This window comes from Stutzerimonas xanthomarina DSM 18231 (assembly GCF_900129835.1).
GTDB lineage: Bacteria > Pseudomonadota > Gammaproteobacteria > Pseudomonadales > Pseudomonadaceae > Stutzerimonas > Stutzerimonas xanthomarina.
The window spans coordinates 218,645-235,136 of the sequence record NZ_FQXA01000003.1; the positions used below are offsets into that span (position 1 = coordinate 218,645).

Annotated in this window: 15 protein-coding genes; 4 read left to right on the forward strand and 11 right to left on the reverse strand. The window is 60.6% G+C overall.

What is annotated here, in order from left to right; translation table 11 throughout:
• Nucleotide 1: 1 nt before the first annotated feature.
• The 3 genes from tolQ to BUE09_RS08975 all read right to left on the reverse strand — a co-directional run bounded on the left by tolQ (nucleotide 2) and on the right by BUE09_RS08975 (nucleotide 5,302).
• Entirely contained in the window at nucleotides 2-715 is a 714-nt protein-coding gene (gene tolQ, locus BUE09_RS08965; protein ID WP_073300666.1) for a protein TolQ, read from the reverse strand.
• Between the two features lie 87 nt (nucleotides 716-802).
• Nucleotides 803-2,734, reverse strand: coding sequence for a phytase (locus BUE09_RS08970; RefSeq protein WP_073300667.1), 1,932 nt, complete (start codon nucleotides 2,732-2,734; stop codon nucleotides 803-805).
• Nucleotides 2,735-2,818: 84 nt separating this feature from the next.
• The gene (locus BUE09_RS08975) at nucleotides 2,819-5,302 is read right to left on the reverse strand and encodes a TonB-dependent receptor (RefSeq protein ID WP_073300668.1); all 2,484 of its coding nucleotides are present in this window, start codon (nucleotides 5,300-5,302) and stop codon (nucleotides 2,819-2,821) included.
• Between the two features lie 394 nt (nucleotides 5,303-5,696).
• Between BUE09_RS08975 and BUE09_RS08980 the strand changes: the two genes are divergently transcribed.
• Together BUE09_RS08980 and BUE09_RS08985 are read left to right on the forward strand one after the other, a co-directional pair.
• Nucleotides 5,697-6,611, forward strand: a complete 915-nt coding sequence (locus tag BUE09_RS08980; protein WP_073300669.1) for a GGDEF domain-containing protein — start codon at nucleotides 5,697-5,699, stop codon at nucleotides 6,609-6,611.
• Nucleotides 6,612-6,615: 4 nt separating this feature from the next.
• Nucleotides 6,616-7,647, forward strand: a complete 1,032-nt coding sequence (locus tag BUE09_RS08985) for an AraC family transcriptional regulator (RefSeq protein ID WP_073300670.1) — start codon at nucleotides 6,616-6,618, stop codon at nucleotides 7,645-7,647.
• 31 nt (nucleotides 7,648-7,678) lie between these two features.
• Here BUE09_RS08985 and BUE09_RS20245 read toward each other — a convergent pair whose 3' ends face one another.
• The 5 genes from BUE09_RS20245 to BUE09_RS09005 all read right to left on the reverse strand — a co-directional run bounded on the left by BUE09_RS20245 (nucleotide 7,679) and on the right by BUE09_RS09005 (nucleotide 12,125).
• The gene (locus tag BUE09_RS20245; RefSeq protein ID WP_156889446.1) at nucleotides 7,679-7,846 is read right to left on the reverse strand and encodes a hypothetical protein; all 168 of its coding nucleotides are present in this window, start codon (nucleotides 7,844-7,846) and stop codon (nucleotides 7,679-7,681) included.
• A 431-nt stretch (nucleotides 7,847-8,277) separates the two neighbouring features.
• Nucleotides 8,278-9,279, reverse strand: coding sequence for a 2-hydroxyacid dehydrogenase (locus BUE09_RS08990; protein ID WP_073300671.1), 1,002 nt, complete (start codon nucleotides 9,277-9,279; stop codon nucleotides 8,278-8,280).
• A 122-nt stretch (nucleotides 9,280-9,401) separates the two neighbouring features.
• On the reverse strand, nucleotides 9,402-9,821 hold the full coding sequence (locus BUE09_RS08995) for a hypothetical protein (protein ID WP_073300672.1): 420 nt from the start codon (nucleotides 9,819-9,821) through the stop codon (nucleotides 9,402-9,404).
• 9 nt (nucleotides 9,822-9,830) lie between these two features.
• Nucleotides 9,831-11,192 (reverse strand): GMC oxidoreductase, encoded by a 1,362-nt coding sequence (locus tag BUE09_RS09000; RefSeq protein ID WP_231975578.1) that lies wholly within the window; start codon nucleotides 11,190-11,192, stop codon nucleotides 9,831-9,833.
• A 285-nt stretch (nucleotides 11,193-11,477) separates the two neighbouring features.
• A complete protein-coding gene (locus BUE09_RS09005; RefSeq protein ID WP_073300674.1) occupies nucleotides 11,478-12,125 on the reverse strand; it encodes a hypothetical protein in 648 nt (215 codons plus the stop codon).
• 167 nt (nucleotides 12,126-12,292) lie between these two features.
• Here BUE09_RS09005 and BUE09_RS09010 point away from each other — a divergent pair, with 167 nt between their 5' ends.
• The gene (locus tag BUE09_RS09010) at nucleotides 12,293-12,553 is read left to right on the forward strand and encodes a hypothetical protein (RefSeq protein WP_073300675.1); all 261 of its coding nucleotides are present in this window, start codon (nucleotides 12,293-12,295) and stop codon (nucleotides 12,551-12,553) included.
• A 231-nt stretch (nucleotides 12,554-12,784) separates the two neighbouring features.
• On the opposite strand, the gene BUE09_RS09015 is transcribed toward BUE09_RS09010, so the two are convergent.
• From BUE09_RS09015 to BUE09_RS09025, 3 genes are all read right to left on the reverse strand, one after another.
• Nucleotides 12,785-13,330: a Tll0287-like domain-containing protein gene (locus BUE09_RS09015; RefSeq protein WP_073300676.1), complete on the reverse strand. Its 546-nt coding sequence runs from the start codon at nucleotides 13,328-13,330 to the stop codon at nucleotides 12,785-12,787.
• 253 nt (nucleotides 13,331-13,583) lie between these two features.
• A complete protein-coding gene (locus tag BUE09_RS09020; RefSeq protein WP_073300677.1) occupies nucleotides 13,584-14,015 on the reverse strand; it encodes an OsmC family protein in 432 nt (143 codons plus the stop codon).
• A gap of 320 nt (nucleotides 14,016-14,335) precedes the next feature.
• Nucleotides 14,336-14,884 (reverse strand): hypothetical protein, encoded by a 549-nt coding sequence (locus BUE09_RS09025; protein WP_073300678.1) that lies wholly within the window; start codon nucleotides 14,882-14,884, stop codon nucleotides 14,336-14,338.
• A 184-nt stretch (nucleotides 14,885-15,068) separates the two neighbouring features.
• On the opposite strand from BUE09_RS09025, the gene BUE09_RS09030 reads away from it, so the two are divergent.
• Complete coding sequence (locus tag BUE09_RS09030; protein ID WP_083380814.1) at nucleotides 15,069-16,490, forward strand: O-antigen ligase family protein; 1,422 nt, start codon at nucleotides 15,069-15,071, stop codon at nucleotides 16,488-16,490.
• Nucleotides 16,491-16,492: the final 2 nt, after the last annotated feature.

Here is a 16,492-nt window from a genome sequence, read left to right on the forward strand (position 1 = left end):
TTCAGGCGGCAGCGGCGACGCTGGGCGAGCCGGCATGCAGGCGACGATGCAGGCGCGCCTGCAGCTCGTTGGCGAAGCTGTAGTAACGCGCGCTCAGGGTCTGGCCGCGGGCGGAAAAGCGGTTGTAGGCCATCACCGCGGGGATCGCCGCGAACAGGCCGATGGCCGTGGCGATCAGCGCTTCCGCAATGCCCGGAGCAACGGTGGAGAGCGTCGCCTGCTGCACCATGGACAGACCAAGGAAGGAATTCATGATCCCCCACACCGTACCGAAGAGGCCGATATAGGGGCTGACCGAACCGACCGTGGCGAGGAACTGCAAACCGCCTTCCAAGCGCTCTTCCTGCTCGGAAATCGCGACATACAGGCTGCGCTCCACCCCCTCGATCACCGCATCCGGCGCAATGCCCGGCTGGCGCTGCAGCTGGCTGAACGCCTGATAACCGGCGAGAAAGATGTGCTGCAGGGCCGCCTCGCGGGGCAGCGGCTGATCACCGTCCTCGCGATACAACTGCGTCAGTTCCGCGCCGCTACGAAAGCGCTGCAGGAAGGTTTTCAAAAGGCGTTCGCTGCGGCGCAAGGCCGCGCCACGCTGGATGATGAGGTACCAACTGGCAATCGAGGCCAGCACCAGAATCACCATCACCAGTTGCACCACCAGGCTGGCCTCGCTGACCAAGCCCCAGACCGACATATGTTCACTTTGCATCTGTATTTCCTCCGGCCGCCCTGTGGGGCGGCACTCGTTTATTACTTTCAGGCTACGTTGCGGGCGTCGCCTGATGCATTCATGCGACCGAGGTCAGTCCAGCCCTAGCGCGTCAGCAACCGCTGCCCACGGCAGGTATTTGTAGTTCTGAGCGCCTTCGGGCATGCGTTTGCGGCCGTCTTGCACCACCAGCACGCCGCGGCTCCAGATACCGCCGAGGTTGGCCGAAGTGACCTCCAGCCCATCGGTCTCCGATGCGCCATCGATGCCGCGCTCGGCATTCAAACCAACGCGGAATGCGCCGCGAACGGCGTAAGGCGCGGCGGCATCCAGTACCAGATAGCTGTCGTTACCCTGGCTCGAGATCACCAGGTAATCGGCCTTCGCACCCTGGTAGAGCGCCAGCCCCTCGACGTCGTCATGCAACGGGCCGCCGACACCGATGACCCTTTCCAGCTTCGCTGGGGCATCGCCACGGGCATCCAGCGTCCAGACCGCCTCGTCCTCCTCACCGACGAAGAGCCGCTGGGTGCGGTCATCGGCCACGCATCCCTCGGGTTGACTGGCGACCGTGAACTGCCGCACTAGCTCACCACGCGGCGAGCCGCTGGAACCCTCCAGGCGGTACTGCAGAAAGGTGCCGTCCTTGTCGTTGGCGATCGCATGGATAGCGCCCTGGCGATCCTTGAACATGCACAGGCCATAGATTTCGGAGATCGGCGTGGCGATCTGGCCGATGTCGCTCAACTGCCCGCTTGTTGGATCGATGGCGAACAGGTGCAAGCTGTTGTGATCGCGGTTGCTGGCCACGGCGAGGTCAACCTGCTTGCCGCCAAGAACAAAGCCAGTGCGCACGTCCACGTTGTTCAACCGCCCGACGGGCAGGTACTGGAGCTGCTTGCCGGTCAGGTCGTACACGCCGAGCCCGCCCTTCTTGTCGGTGCCCAGCACACGGCTTCTGCCGGGGTCTTGGGCATTGACCCAGATCGCCGGGTCATCGGCTGCATCCCCCAGGTGCGGCACCGGGTCGGTCTGAGCCTGAGCCGGCAACATCGGGATGACAGCCGTCACGGTGGGCGATGGTGGCTGCCAATCCAGACGGGCCGTGTGGGCACCACGCTCATCGGTCAGCAGCAGCTCGAGGCCACCCTCGGTCAATCGGGCGCTGATCTGCTCAGGCTCGTCGAAGCCTTCGAGCGGCAGTACCGAATGGCTACGCCAGCTGTCGGCGTCTCGCCCATAGAGGTGCAGCGCGCCGGCTTCCGGGTCTAGCGCCAGCAATCCGCCGGGCACCAATGCCATGCCGGCAGTTGCTTCGGCGATACCCCCGAACGGCTGAACCATATCCACCGGACCGCGCACAAGCGGTGCTTCGGCATCCGCCGCGTAACGCCAGAGGCCCACGCCTTCCTCGTTGACGATCAGCTCGCCGGTTTGATCATTCACCTGGCAGTAGCCGCTTTCCGGTGGCAGGCTCAGGCCGCGTACGCGCTGCGGGGTTGCGAGTGGGCGCATGTTCGCGGCGACCAGCCACTGCTCGCCGATACCTTCTTCACCGACCAGAAAAAGGAAGCTGTTGCGCGCCGCGTCGCGGAACAGGCACAGCCCCTCGATGGCGAAGCCCGTTCGCGGGATGTACAGCGGCTGGCTCCAGCGATGCTGACGGTCAAGCCCTAGCAACACGGCCTGCTGGCGCTTGCGGTCGAGGGTGGCGATCAACATGCCCTGCGCACCGACACGATGATCCAGGCCTTCAAAGCGGCCTTTGAAATCGCTGATCACTGCGCCCTTGGCGTCGAGTATCTGCAGCCCGCGAGAATCCGGGCGAACAATCAGCTGGGAAGCATCGGGCCATAAGTCCGCATCTGAAATCAGCTGAGCGCTCACGGCTTCCAGCGGTGCGGCATCCACGATGCTCAGGTTCGGCGCCGGCTGCTTGTCGGAGTCGACGCCCGCTCCGGACTGACAGGCCGCCAGCGCAATGCAGAGGCTCAGCAGCATGGGTTTATGCAAAGTCATATACATGGTTTATCCAATCAGCAGCCGCTGACCGCCACCGTTCTAAAAGGGGAACAGAGCAGAGGCGGGGCGGCAAAAAGTCGAAGTTGGTCAGAAGTGCGTCAGGGTCAGGCCAAGCTTGTAGGTCGGGCCGTATTCCTCGTACTGGGCGTTGAAGTTGCTGCGCCCGGTGTAGACGAAGTAGGACTCGTCCGTGAGGTTCAGCGCTTCGAGGGTCACCTGCAGGTTCGGCGTGATGAAGTAGCCTGCCTTGAAGTCCACGAACAGCTGATCGTCTGCGTAGAGGTCGTGGGCTGCGTCATCGATACCGGCCACTTCGGCCAGGTACTCGGATTTGTAGTTGGCCGCCAGACGCATGTTGAACACGTCATTTTCCCAGCCGACCATGAGGTTGCCGACGCTATCGGAGTGGTTTGGCAGGTCGATGCTGCGACTGCTGCCCTGCCCTTCGATCTCTGCATCGGATTTGCTGAAGGTGGCATTGGCGCCCAGCAGCACGCCATTCCAAGGTGCCGGTAGCCAGTTCAGCTTCTGCGAATAGGCCAACTCGATACCATAGAGCTTGGCGCTGCTGCCGTTCTCGAAGCTCAGCGCTTCGTCGAATTCGGTCCATTGGCCCGTGCCGGCCAGATCGGTGTTGTAGATGAAGTTGTCGATGTCCTTGTAGAACAGATAGGCCGACACAGCGCCCGCGCGGCCCATGTAGTGCTCGATGCCGAGGTCGTAGTTCATCGACTCCAGTGGCTTGAGGTCAGGGTTGCCAAACTCCGCATCTTCGCCATCGATGAAGAAGCCAGGCGCCAGCTGCTCGAACGTCGGGCGCACCACGGTATTGGTCCAGGCCGCCCGAACGAAGGTATCGGGCGTCAGCTCATAGCGCGCATGCAAGCCCGGCAGCCAATGTTCATAACGGTTGTCGCTGGATACGGCTTCGAACTCACCGTCGCGCAGGCCGGTGCCCTTGGCGCTGAACTCGGTGCCCTCATAGCGCAGGCCGGCGATGATGCGCCACTTGTCCAAGTCCAGGGTGTTCATGAAATACGCCGCATTGATGTCTTCGCTCATGTCGAAGTCGCCGATGCGCGACTCCTCTTGATCGTAGAACTCGCTCGCATCGAGGCCGCCAATCAGGCCTTCCAGGCCGCCGGCACTGACGCCCGAACCGAAGCGGTCCAGCGCGTAGTCGACCTTGCCACTCTGGAAGTCGGCCAAGGTCAGGTCGTCGAAATCGTCGTAGGCCCAGATCTCGGCGTCATTGGTCTTGTCGCGCCGGCTGAGCTTGCCACCGAACTTGAGCTGCGAGGCATAGCCCTGGATGTCGAAATCACGGGCCAGATCCAGGCGAATGTTCTTTTCCTTGTCACGCGCATCGGTCTTCTCCCACTCCACCTCGTCCAGCTCGAAGCTCGCAGGATCGTAGAAAGACGGGTCGACGGTAAGGCGCGGTTTGCCCGTGCTGGAGAAACCGACGTCAGCGAAGTCACCCTCGAAGGTCGCGCTGGAAATACCGCCCGGGTTGCGCTCGCGGGCCTCGCTGTAGCCGACCTGACCGCTGAGGGTCCAGAAGCCCATCATGCGTTCACCGCCGAACACGTAGGACTGGATGGTCTGGGTTTCCTCGCGGGACTTCAGCTCACGCCAGCCCTCGGCATCGCCCAGTTCACCGGCCCGTTGTGCCTCTTCGAACTCGACGCCGGCTGCGTTGCGGGTCTCGGTATCCTTGAAGCGGCTGTACAGCGTGCGCAGGTAGTAGCTGCTGAGGTCGTCTGGCTGGTAATCGAAGTTCAGGCCAAAGCCTGTGCGCTCGCGGGTGATCTCGTAGTCGCGCTGCTCGAACTCCCGCAGCCGGGCGCCATCGTCTTCAAAATCCCACTTTCCGCCGGTTTCCACGTTGTCCGAACCGAAGTCGCGGTCCTGCCAACTCAAGGCTGCGGCCACGCCGAAGTTGTCGACACCGTCGCCCAGACTGAAGCGGTTGCTGATGGCACCGGAGAATTTCGGGCTGGTCTCGCCGACGTTCTCGTCGTAGCTGGCTTCGGTGCTGAGGCTGTAGAACAGGGCGTCGTGATCGAAGGCGGACAGGCTCTCCACCTCGATGGTGCCGCCCAGGGAGTTGGCATCCATGTCCGGCGTGAGGGTCTTGACCACCGAGAGCGACTGCACCAGCTCGGAAGGCAGCACGTCCAGCGCAACGGCGCGACGACCACTTTCCGGCGAAGGCACCAGGGTGCCATTGATGGTGACGCTGTTAAGGTCCGGCGCGATGCCGCGCACGCTAACGAAGCGGCCTTCACCCTGGTCGCGTTCGACCGACAGGCCGGGGATACGCTGTAGTGCTTCGGCGGCGTTGTCGTCCGGAAGCTGGCCGATGCCGTCGGCGTGCACCACGCTTTTCACGCTGTCGGAGCTGCGCTGTTCCCTCAATGCCTCGTCGATGCTGACGGCCTGGCCGATCACTTCGACGTGCTCCATGACAAGCGGCTCCTCGGCCCAGGCCGAACCGGCACTGATAGCCAGGGCCAGCAGGCTGATGCGAAATCCTGCATGACGAATGCCGCTGCGGTATGTGCTCATGAACAATCCCCCGAACGCTGTTTACCGGGTCCATCCCGGAACTGCAGCGGACGGTAGGTCGGGGATATGGCGGTTCTGTGACAGGGGTTTTGCTGGGGCGCCAGAGTGGGGCTATTGGGGTGGTTTGGGGTATGAGGTGAGCCGATATGACCCGCCTCCGGCTCGGGACGCAGCGCTCAACCCGTAGGGTGGGCTTTAGCCCACCACAAGCACAGCGCCACTCCGTCACGGTGGGCTGAAGCCCACCCTACGCAGCTAATCCGCCACACCCCAAGAAACGAACAACACCGTGAAAAAACACTGAGCCAATTCAACCCCCACCCCATTCATCCAACCGTCACATCCATCTGTTTCCGTGCCCTCACGCACTGGCGCGGCTCGCCACGGAGACCCGATGAAATCCCTGCTCAAGCTCCACACCCTCACGCTGCTCGGCCTCGCTTTCGTCGCCAATCTTGGTCTGCAGGTCTACCTGGCGACCGGCCAGCTCAAGACCTGGGCCGAGATCAACTGGATGGACGTTACCGGCGAAGGCGGCTCGGCCGTGCTGGCGCTCGCCTGGTTGATCATGCTGCTGCACAGCCGTCCAGCCGGTCGAGTGACACGGTTGCTCGCCTTGGGCCTGGCCTGCGTGTTCTTTTCCTGGTGGATGGACACCCTGGACGAGTTCATTCAGCTGCCGGAGCTGGCCGTCTGGGACAATTGGCTGGAGACCGCGCCGATGCCCATCGGCTTGCTGCTGTTGACGCTGGGCATCTATCACCTCAACCAGGAACAGCGTGCCATCAGCCAGCAGATGAGCAAGCGTGAGAAAGGCTTCCGCGAGCACCGCCTGTTCGACAAGCTGACCCCATTGGGCGCCGCGGAATACCTGCGCCAGCAAGTGCAGCTGGCGCTCGGTCACGCCCAGGCGGAACAGCAGCCACTGTCACTGGTGGTCGTGGACCTGGACGATTTCAACACAATCAATCAGCGCTACGGCCAGGCAGAGGGGGATGCGGTTTTGCAGGCCATCGCGCAGCAGCTGCTGCTCAATCTGCGCCGTCAGGATCTACTCTGCCGCCTGGCCGGGGATCGCTTCGTGGCGGTGTTGCCAAACACGGGCGAGACCCAGGCCCGGATGATCGCAGATGAACTGCAACAGGCGGTGGCCAGCCTGGCGCACAAAACAGCACAGCACGGCGAACGGGTGCACCTCCGTGCAAGTACAGGGACCGTGATGGCGTTCGACGAGGATGCTGAACAGCTGCTCAAACGTCTCAATTTGAACCTGGCCAAAACCAAGCAGCAGTTGCCGCGCTGCGCCTGAGGAAATGGCCATGCCCACTGGTTACGATTGCGATACGCGTTTCATCGCCGCTCATCACCAGCCGGCCGTGCTGATCGATCTGGCGCTGTCACGCGGGATCGACAACCACCAGCTACTGCGTGGTAGTGGGCTGTTCTATGAAGACGTCATCGGTGGCCAGGCGCGGATCAGTCCCCTGCAGTTCCTGATCCTGATTGGAAACGCGCAGCGCTTGCTTGAGGCTGACGACAGCAGCTTTCTGTTCGGCCAGCGCCTGTTACCCGGCCACTACGGCGAGGTCAGCCACGCACTGACCCATGCCTGCACGTTGCAACAGGCATTAGAACAACTGCAGCAATTTCGCGCCCTGTTCAGTCCGCTACTCACCCCCCGGTTGCTGCTCGACAAACAGCAGGCCTACCTGTATTGGACCGACAGCTGCGGCGCAGGCGATCAGCAGCAATTTCTCACCGAGGCCAGCCTGACCGCCGTGGTGGCGATGAGCAGACGGCTATCCGGCGAGCGCCTCCCTTGGCGCTTCCACCTCGCCTATCCGCAGCCGCGGCATGTCGAGCAGTACTGGGTGCATCTGAGCGAGCAGCTGACCTTCGCCAGTCAGATGACCATGATGAGCCTGCCGCTGGAATATCTGCACAAGCCTTGGCCAGGCGCCTCGGCGACCGCCGGGCAGGTCGCGCAGCAGGCGAGTTGCGCGCAGCTGGAGAGCCTTGGCTGGGCTGGCAGCTTTATCGATCAGCTGTACGACCATCTCTACGCGAACATCCGAGAGCCGCTGAATCTGGAGCGTGTCGCCCAGTCCTTCGAGATGAGTCCCGCCTCGCTCAAGCGCAAACTGCACAAGCATGGCACCGGCTTTCAGGAACAGTTGGATCAGGTACGCAAGCATGTAGCGCTGTACCTGTACCAAATGAAGGGCTACAGCAATGATGAAGTGGCGAGCTACCTGCGCTTCAACGACACCACCAATTTCCGCCGTTCGTTCAAACGCTGGACCGGGCTAGCGCCGAGTAGCCTGCGCCAGCTATTCCAGAGCTGAGCCCATCAGGCGTGTCGCCCCTGTTGCCGCGTTATCGGTCGGACCGAAGATCGGGATTTGCGATCTTAGCTTGGGTTGGTTGCGCTTCATTCGCGTCGCGCTGATCCCTCAAGGTGGCCAGCGCTCGACGCAACAACCACGCGGCGATACCGGCAACGGCGAGAAATGTGATCAGCACCGGTATGGCTTGTTCATTCATGCGTCTGGCCCACCTGTAGTAACGCTTCGCGGCTGAGATAGCGTTTTGATACTACCGGCGATCATGGACGAATACCATTGCCACGTAATGGTCTAGGTGACCGACATCGCAGGTGCACTCTCGGACAAACGGTACGAGCAAACCCGTATCTGGCGAGTCCTAACTGCATCGTTACGCCTAATAGCTCGAGATACCTGAGGGAGCCGATCCAGATGCATCGGGAATACACCAGGCAATACCATCAACTGCGTACCCACATCGAACGTATGCTCGACAACGGCGCAGTGATTGCTGAACGAGCGCCGCTGACGATCAGACGGGGAAATCAGATTTATCAAGTCGCTTGCGGCATGCTGATCAGCGAGCAAATTCCGCGCTGATCCGGTTAGGGTTCAGTCTGGCAAACCAGGCGTCAAAGCGAACCGTGATGGCTACACCAGCTTGTCGACGGTCACCCGGTGCAGGGCTCCGCTCCCCCGCTCGAAGGCGCTGATATTGGCCAGTGTGGTCTCGGCAATATTGGTCAGCGCTTCAGCGGTGAAGAATGCCTGATGTCCCGTGATCACCACGTTGGGAAAGGTCGTCAGGCGCATGAACAAATCGTCGCTGATGACCTGCTGCGAAAGGTCCTGGAAGAACAGGTTTTCTTCCTCCTCGTAAACATCCAGCCCTAGCCGACCGATCCTTCCGCTCTTGAGGCCCTCGATGACTGCGCGCGTATCGACTACACGGCCTCGACCGGTGTTGATCAACATTACGCCCGGCTTCATCTGAGCGATCGCGTCGGCATCGATCAGGTGGTTGGTTTCCGGGGTCAGCGGGCAGTGCAGCGAAATGATGTCCGCTTCGCCGAACAGTTTTTCCAACGGCACATAGCTGACGAATTCCTTCGCATCGGCGCTGGGAAAGGGATCGCTGGCCAGCACCCTACAACCGAAGCCATGCATGATGTCAGCGAAGATAAGGCCGATTTTCCCGGTGCCAATAACGCCGACCGTCTTGCCGTACAGGTCGAAACCGAGCAGGCCATCGAGGGAGAAATTTCCTTCACGCACGCGGTTATAGGCGCGATGGGTCATCCTGTTGAGCCCGAGCACCAGTGCCACCGCATGCTCTGCCACCGCGTGGGGCGAATACGCCGGCACTCGCGCGACCGTCATGCCCAGCCGCTCCGCCTCGGTGAGGTCGACGTTATTGAAACCGGCCGACCGCAGGGCAATGAGCTCCGTGCCGCTGGCATGCAAGCGCTGCAGCACCTCGCGGTCAAGCTTGTCGTTAACGAAGGCACAGATGCCGGCGAAACCCGCCGCTAGCGCCGCGGTTTCCGCGGTCAGCCGGGCGTCCAGATAAACCAGTTGATGCTGGTGTGCCTGGTTGGCCTGATCCAGAAAGGTGCGATCGTAGGGCTTGGTACTGAAGACAGCGATGCGCATGAACAGGCCTCCGGATGAGACGGATTGAGGGGAGCACCCAGCCTGTCACTTGATCCAACGAATGACACTGCAAATGTCCAATGACCGACGGTTTCAACAAGACAGGCGAAGGTCGTATGGCCTCACGCCAGCCCGTCGAACCGGGCATAAGGATTGCTGCAGGGCAACCGGTAGCCAAGAAAGCTGACCTTGGGATTGGCCTTGTTCTGCTGTCGCAGGAAATCAGTTGAAACCATGAAGTCCGTTAACAACCGGCGCTCAAAAATATCGACGCGGAGATCAGTGTAGGGCGCCCCTACCCCGGTTTCCTGGCGAATCTTGTACAGCCCCATCAGCGCGGTCAGCTTCTCCGAGCCGTAGTGGTCAGCCATCGCATCGACAAATTTGCGCTGATCGTCAGGATCCATCTGGAAGTTTCCCACCAGCCGTTGCAGCAGTTGAGGAATGAAGACCTGACGGTCCTCGTAGACCCAGGCGCCAGCACCCACAGCGGTCAGACCAAGCGCGGCGGCGGACGAAATGAGCAACGTACGACGTTTCATAGGCAATCCTTAGCTATACAGCAGATCAGCAGCACGGATAGACAAGGCGGCAGCCGTCAGGCTGGGATTCGCCGGCGAGCAGCTCGGATAAGTCGCAGTACCGACGACAACGAGGTTGCGCATCTTGTGATGCAGCATCTGGCCGTCTACCACCGAACCGTCATCCACCTGCCCCATGCGCAACGTGCCCTGCACGTGCGATTCTGTCAGACGCCATTCCCTGAAATTGATCGACTCCACCGGCAGCGGCGCAAGCAGCTTCTCCAGGCTGTCCAGCCCGTACTGCACTCCCTTCATGCCGTAATCGGACTCGCCCCGGTAATCGATGATGGCCTGTCCGGTCTGCGGGTCGATGACCACTCGGTTCTCCACATTGGGCAGGTCTTCGCTCACCAGCATCAACGGTAGCGTCTGGTTCCAGCGTCCGATTTCCGGCCGCAGCCCATAGGGCCACCGATTCTCAAAATAGACCAGGCACGCCGAGTGCTCCTTGCGGAATTCACCGTCGTACAGCGCGTAATTGAGGCCGGTGGTAATCGTGCTTCCGTCGAAATTGCCCAAGCCATCCAGATAGACCTCGACGTTGGCGCCTACTTGCTCATGCAGGCCCATACCGGTTTCGCCAAAGTTGATATCCGAACGCAGCAGGATCGCCGGGCTCTGGATGGCATTGGCGCCCAGCACGAAGAGGTCGCCGAATACTTTGGATTCCTGCCCATCGGAGCGGATCGTGACGCCCTTAATGATGTTGCCCTGGTATTCGAGCGTGCGCACTTCGGTCTTCAAGCACACATCTACCTTGGGATGGCTATACAGCTCAGCCAGGCCATTCTGCGCAGTGAATTTGGCATTCATCGGGCAGAGGTTGCAGGTGGCGTTGGCACAGCAGACGCCACGAGTTCCGGTCGCGACCCGAGCACGCCCGGTCGGCATGATGAAATGATGGTCAGGCATGGCCTCCTTCATCAGCATGTCGATGGATGAGCCTTTGTGCGGCGGCTGCGGGAACGGCTGGCTGCGTGGCAGCACGCGGGTCATGTCCGGGTCGCCGGCAATCGACATGATCTGCTCTGCCTGGCAGTAGTAAGGCTCAAGGTCGGCATAGCTCAGCGGCCAGTCATTACCGACGCCGTAGCGCGAGCGGATGGCGAAATCGCTGGGGTGCAAGCGAGGCGTCTGTGAATACCAGCAGTTCATCCCGCCGCCGAGGGCGATGGTGGTGTTCCAGGGCTTTTCGCCGCGATTGTCGTAGGTGGATTCCGGCGTGATTGCGGAACTGCTCTGGGTCTTGATCTGCCAATCCCAGGGATGGAAGTCGCCCCACTCAATGATCAATGCGCGCCCGGTCAGATGCTTCAATGCTTCGGTCAAAAAGAAGCTCGACCCAAAACCAGACCCGATCACAACCAGCTCGTAGTGTTCTTCGTTGATGTCCCTTGCGCTTACCCGGTTGATCTCCACGACCGATTCCCTTACTGCTGCAGCCTCGTCGAAACCAAGCTGTCCTATCAATTACACGTCAGCAATGTTCCGCTGCGCAGCGCATGTCACGGCCAAACCCAGCCAATCGTTAAAACCGTCGCTGGAAAGCCAGTTCTACGTGACCTTCGAAACCAACCGGAGTTCCAGCGTGTTTAGGCCCATGCTTGCAAAGGATTAGTCATTCAGCCCGTCCGATAGCCACTTGCGCACTCGTCTACGGCCATGCCAAGAGGTCAGCTGCTGGGTAAACGGGCTCTCCGGCACCAGACGGCATTCCGGATCGGTGACATCGCTCAACTTGAAACGACGCAACACACCGAGCGGGTGGCGCTCGGGACCATAAAACGCCACTGCGCGGACTTCCATGCAGTGGAATTGCCAGTCACCCTTTGGCTGATGGCCTTGGAGCTCGATGCCATTGAGCTCGGCGACACGCCGCAACATCCCCTGAAAGGTGCCGACGTGGATGAATTCGCCACTGTTCAACGGGCCCTGGTGGGTGGTCTGGTGGATGGCGAGATCGGGAGGCACATCATCCTCCACGCTCTGGCGGATGTCGGTGATATCGACGTCCAAGGGCCCGCGCGAGGTTTCGACGGAAACGACCAGCTGATTGATGAACATCGGCTCGGCACTCATGTTGGAGATCAGGCAAAGCGAGCCCAGTCCTTTGCCTGCGCCGCGATTGATGAGCAGGCTCGGCCGACGTTGCCGCCTGAAGTTGCGCAAGAGCAAGTGCGCATAAAACATCCACACCAGCAGTGTGCTCAAGGAGATCAGCAGTGAAATCAGCTGCTGGTTCTTCATCAACCAATCGATCATGTAGCGCCTCGGCATGCGGATTCGCAGCTGAGACAGCCCAAACACGACTGGGTGCCCACCGTCGGTAAGCACGAGTCAATGCGGGGCCCGTCCAGCAGCAGACACGAACGATCGCAAGCCGCTGCAGGTCCGAAACATGGAGCCCGCAAACAGTCGAGGGAAAGCAAATGAAGAGCTTGAGCATCGCTTCATCAGTGTTACTAGTCCTGCTGGCAACGACTGCGTCGGCCAATCAGGAACCGACCGAGCATGAGCCGGCCGACACAAACAGCCAGGCCCAGCAGGACCTCGATAACGAGGCAAGCGCACATGGCTACCAGAACCCTACCGGCGAAGACCCGCAGCCGCGTTTAACCGAGGACACGATCGAAAACGCTCACGGAGACGACGAGCGCGTCGATGACGAAGAGGATTCGCAGAAACGCTGATTGGCTGACCATCGCGTTAGACAACGCCATCGGACGACCTGAGTTGCCGTCTGCGACTGTGGCGCCATCAGCCTTGTTATCACCGGACTGGCCAGCGTGGCAGGACGCATCGGCGCACGAGCAACTCGGCGGGACGCGACAGTTGTCTGTGGAAGGCGCTGTCCCTATGCGTGACTACATCGTCCGTGCGCCGCAGCCGGGCGGCCACGGGCAGGTCAGTAAAGCAGACGGCTAGTCGACAGCACGCCTGAGCGTGAAAGCGCCCCGCAGTTCCCCAAGCTTGAACCCCCGAGCCTTGTCCTCGGGGTAATACTGGTCAATCAGCGCCGCCAGCTCGGGTTTAATCGAACCACCATGACAGGCCAGACACGCCTCGCCAGTGGGAATGGCCTTCATCAGTCGAAACTCACCATCCACCATTTCGGCATGCGACATGTTTTGCAGCGGCTCCCCCTCCGCAGCGCGCTGCTGAAACTGCTCCAGCACAGCGCGCTCCCAGGGATCGGGTGCATTGTCCTGGCTACGCAGCTTCAGTGCCGTGCGACCCACCCGCCAAGGCGCCTCACTATGCTCGGCAGTGATCTGCGGCGCCAGTTGCTGACAGGCCTGCACCGCCTGTTGCGGCCCGCCACTTTCCACCGCCGACTTCACCGTGGCCATCAGCTGCTGCTGAAATGGAGGAATGAGTGCCATCCCCTCCTTGATCAACGGATCCAGAGGCTCTGCCTGGGCAGACAAGCTCAACGCCAAACAGCTCAAAGGCAACAGATAGCGCATAAAAACTCCTTGCCGGCCTAACGGCCGAATGCGATGAATGGAATCTAAAATCAACAGGGCCGGCGATCAGCGAACCGTCCTGCCACCAGGCAGCTGCGCCTGCTGCCGCGGATTTCTTCTCTGTTGCTGCACGGGACGCGCGCGCCAGCGCCGAAAAAACCTATCTATTCAACTGTCCAGCCCCTACGCCGAAGTGCTTCAGCGCCTTCCGTGTCAGCTGCCCTTTGCTTTGACGCTTGTGCAGCTTCAGTGATCAGCCTGCCAACTCGCTGTGCAGCCGCGTGCCATGCAACAGGTTGTCTGCCAGCGGACACCGGCGCTCTATCTCGGCGAGAAATTCCTGTTTTTGCTCCAGCGTCATGTCAGCATCAATATCTACCCGAAGACGCACTTCCTCGAAGCCCGGCCGCACGCTGGTGTCGCGCCCGAGCAACCCGGCCGGATCGTAGTCCGCCTCGACTTCGAAGCGCATGCCACGCAGCTCCACCTTGCGCTGGTGGGCGAGGAAACGACCGATGGTTCCGAAGCAACCCGCAAGCGCCGCCAAGACCAACTCCAGCGGGCTCGGCCCGGTATCAGTACCGAACGCTGCACGCGGCTGGTCGATTAGTACCCGGTGATTGCCGCAGTCCACTTCGATTGCGAAGCCGTTACCCATGTTGCCTTGAACACTGATGGTCTTCATGTGCGGTCTTGTCCTTGAGAAAAAGTCCTTTCGATGAGCAATACACTGATGACATCGAGCGTCCAGCCTAAATCGCCGGCCCTGTCGTATTGCCATTCAATTAACTCAATTACATTATATTTTTATATGTATTGTTTCAAGGCTATTTTCTGGCTGCAGACCTAAGGCCTGATTGAAAATTGGGAATGGGGAATGGGGAATGGTAGAGATGATCCCAGGCCCGGGTCCGCTAGCGATGGCTGATGGCAGAGCGTGTGGTGCGCCGCAACCAGCTGGCGGAGCAACACGGGAGGGAACAGGGTGGCAGCAAGGGCGCGTGTCTACGACGCCTTGCTGGCTGTCTGGGCTGAGGTTTCAGGGGGAGATTCAGGCGTGCTCGCCGTCACGGGTGAACGGCTCTGCTGATAGGCATGAACAACAGTTTCAACCTGATCAAGCGCATGGGTAACCGCTTCTGACAGCTGCGCTGCTTCTTCTTGCGGCGTCATGTCGCGTTTCGCAGGACCGCCCTTTGATTCTTTTTTGGCAGGCCAGAGCGAGCCCACCCAGCCAAATGATGTGCGAACCAGCCCAGGGCTTGCACGTCGCTGCTCGTGAGCAGCCGCGATGCTGTGCGCTGTATTGCGCGGATCGTTCATTGCCTCGAGGTCATCCATGGCATCGGCGAAACCCTTGGCAAAACGCCTCCTATCCGCGACGCCGCCGATCAGCTGTGACCCAAGCGCAGCTTTAGCCAGACTCTTAAAGCAATCCTTCGTGGCCTGTGCCAACGACGGTCGCCATGATTCTGGCTCGCAGCGCGGGCACGCATAGGGCTGTTCGGCGCGTTCTTTTTCGGTCGGCTGGTAACCGCAAGCGACACAAGTCATGGCTGCTCTCCTGATTGCAACGGATCGATGCTAGCAGAGTGCCATTTGCCTTTGCAGGAACTTTCTATTCGGCCCGCTGTATTCCTGCGAAATGATGGCTGTTCGCCATGGTTATCACCTGTTCAAGACTCTACAATCGCGCCTCACATTCAGCCGCTTGTGCGGCGCTGACTGGCGAACCGTCATGCCTCCACCCGTCAACCACCTCGAACGGCTGCTCGTAGCCCTCGTTCTTTTCACCCTGGTGTGGCTGCCGCTACCGCTGGGCAGCAATCGTGACTGGGCGGTGGGTGTGCTGGTTGTGCTGGTGGGTGGCCTGTGCGGACTATGGGCGGTAAACAGAGCCCGCACAGGCGAGCCAATCATGCCGTCCAACGCAATGAAAGCAGCGCGACCGATGTTGGCGTTGCTGCTACTCAGCCAGCTCTGGGTGGCGGCGCAGTGGTTGTTTGGCTTCACCGTCGATAACGGCGCCACCTTCCAGTATCTGTCCCTGGGCGTTGCCTACAGCCTGCTATTCCTACTCATCATCAGCCTCTTTAATACCCGTAAACGCCTGACATTGTTGCTGGCGACCCTGGTGGTCAGCGGAACACTACAGGCGTTCTGGGGTGCACTGATGACTTTGTCGGGTGTCGAGTGGCTGCTGATCGGGCCGAAAACCAGTTACATCGGCGTGGCCACCGGCACCTTCGTCAACCGCAACCATCTGGCCGGCTACCTGGAACTGACGCTGGCCTGCGGCATCGGCCTGCTAATGGCACTGCGTGACAGCCGCCCGTTCAGCTGGGTCAACCTGCTCGAATTGCTGATGGGCGCCAAGGCGCGGTTGCGTCTGGCGTTGGTGGTGATGGTCATTGCGCTGGTGATGACGCATTCGCGCATGGGCAATGCCGCGTTTTTCGCCAGCCTGCTCATCGTTGGTGGCCTGTTCGTGCTGCTGGACAAGGAACACCGCCTACGCAACAGCATCATCCTGATCAGCCTTATCCTGATCGATGTCCTAGTCATCAGTCAGTACTTCGGCCTCGAGCGGCTGAAGGACCGTGTACTCAACACGCAGCTCACGGATGAGATCGTCGATGGCGAAGTCGTCCAGAAAGCCAACGAGGTGCGTGATAACGTGTTCGGCTATGCCATTCCGCTGCTGCTGGAACGCCCGCTGACCGGCCAGGGTGCGGGCAGTTTCGAGGCGGTCTTTCCGAAGTATCCGGGGCCGGACATTCGGTTGCACTTCGACCACGCCCACAACGACTACCTTCAGTTCGGCATCGAGTTTGGCTTGCTTGGCAGCCTGCCGCTCGCCGCCTTCGTGCTGCTCGCACTTTGGCAGGCACTGCGTGCGCTGTGGCAGCGCGAATCCATCTATCGAAGTGGCGTAGGTTTCGGTGCGGCGATGGGGATCATCTCGCTGTTGATCCACTCCAGTACCGACTTCAATCTGCAGATACCGGCCAACGCCGCCACTTTGGTGGTGGTCTGCGCCATCGCAGTACTTGCCGGCAGTCACTCACGGGAGCGAGTGCCTAGAACCAACCGCGAGCGTTCAAGCACTACCCGGCTCACCGGGTTGGGGCTGAAATCACCGACCACTGCCACCGGCTAGAC

Coding starts and splice junctions, on each gene's coding strand:
- BUE09_RS09010 (WP_073300675.1), top strand. CDS start 12,293: ATGAAGAGCTTGAGCATCGCTTCATCAGTGTTACTAGTCCTGCTGGCA.
- BUE09_RS09025 (WP_073300678.1), bottom strand. CDS start 14,884: ATGACTTGTGTCGCTTGCGGTTACCAGCCGACCGAAAAAGAACGCGCC.
- BUE09_RS08990 (WP_073300671.1), bottom strand. CDS start 9,279: ATGCGCATCGCTGTCTTCAGTACCAAGCCCTACGATCGCACCTTTCTG.
- BUE09_RS08985 (WP_073300670.1), top strand. CDS start 6,616: ATGGCCATGCCCACTGGTTACGATTGCGATACGCGTTTCATCGCCGCT.
- BUE09_RS08980 (WP_073300669.1), top strand. CDS start 5,697: ATGAAATCCCTGCTCAAGCTCCACACCCTCACGCTGCTCGGCCTCGCT.
- BUE09_RS08975 (WP_073300668.1), bottom strand. CDS start 5,302: ATGAGCACATACCGCAGCGGCATTCGTCATGCAGGATTTCGCATCAGC.
- BUE09_RS08995 (WP_073300672.1), bottom strand. CDS start 9,821: ATGAAACGTCGTACGTTGCTCATTTCGTCCGCCGCCGCGCTTGGTCTG.
- BUE09_RS08970 (WP_073300667.1), bottom strand. CDS start 2,734: ATGTATATGACTTTGCATAAACCCATGCTGCTGAGCCTCTGCATTGCG.
- BUE09_RS09030 (WP_083380814.1), top strand. CDS start 15,069: ATGCCTCCACCCGTCAACCACCTCGAACGGCTGCTCGTAGCCCTCGTT.
- BUE09_RS09020 (WP_073300677.1), bottom strand. CDS start 14,015: ATGAAGACCATCAGTGTTCAAGGCAACATGGGTAACGGCTTCGCAATC.
- BUE09_RS09015 (WP_073300676.1), bottom strand. CDS start 13,330: ATGCGCTATCTGTTGCCTTTGAGCTGTTTGGCGTTGAGCTTGTCTGCC.
- BUE09_RS20245 (WP_156889446.1), bottom strand. CDS start 7,846: ATGAATGAACAAGCCATACCGGTGCTGATCACATTTCTCGCCGTTGCC.
- BUE09_RS09005 (WP_073300674.1), bottom strand. CDS start 12,125: ATGATCGATTGGTTGATGAAGAACCAGCAGCTGATTTCACTGCTGATC.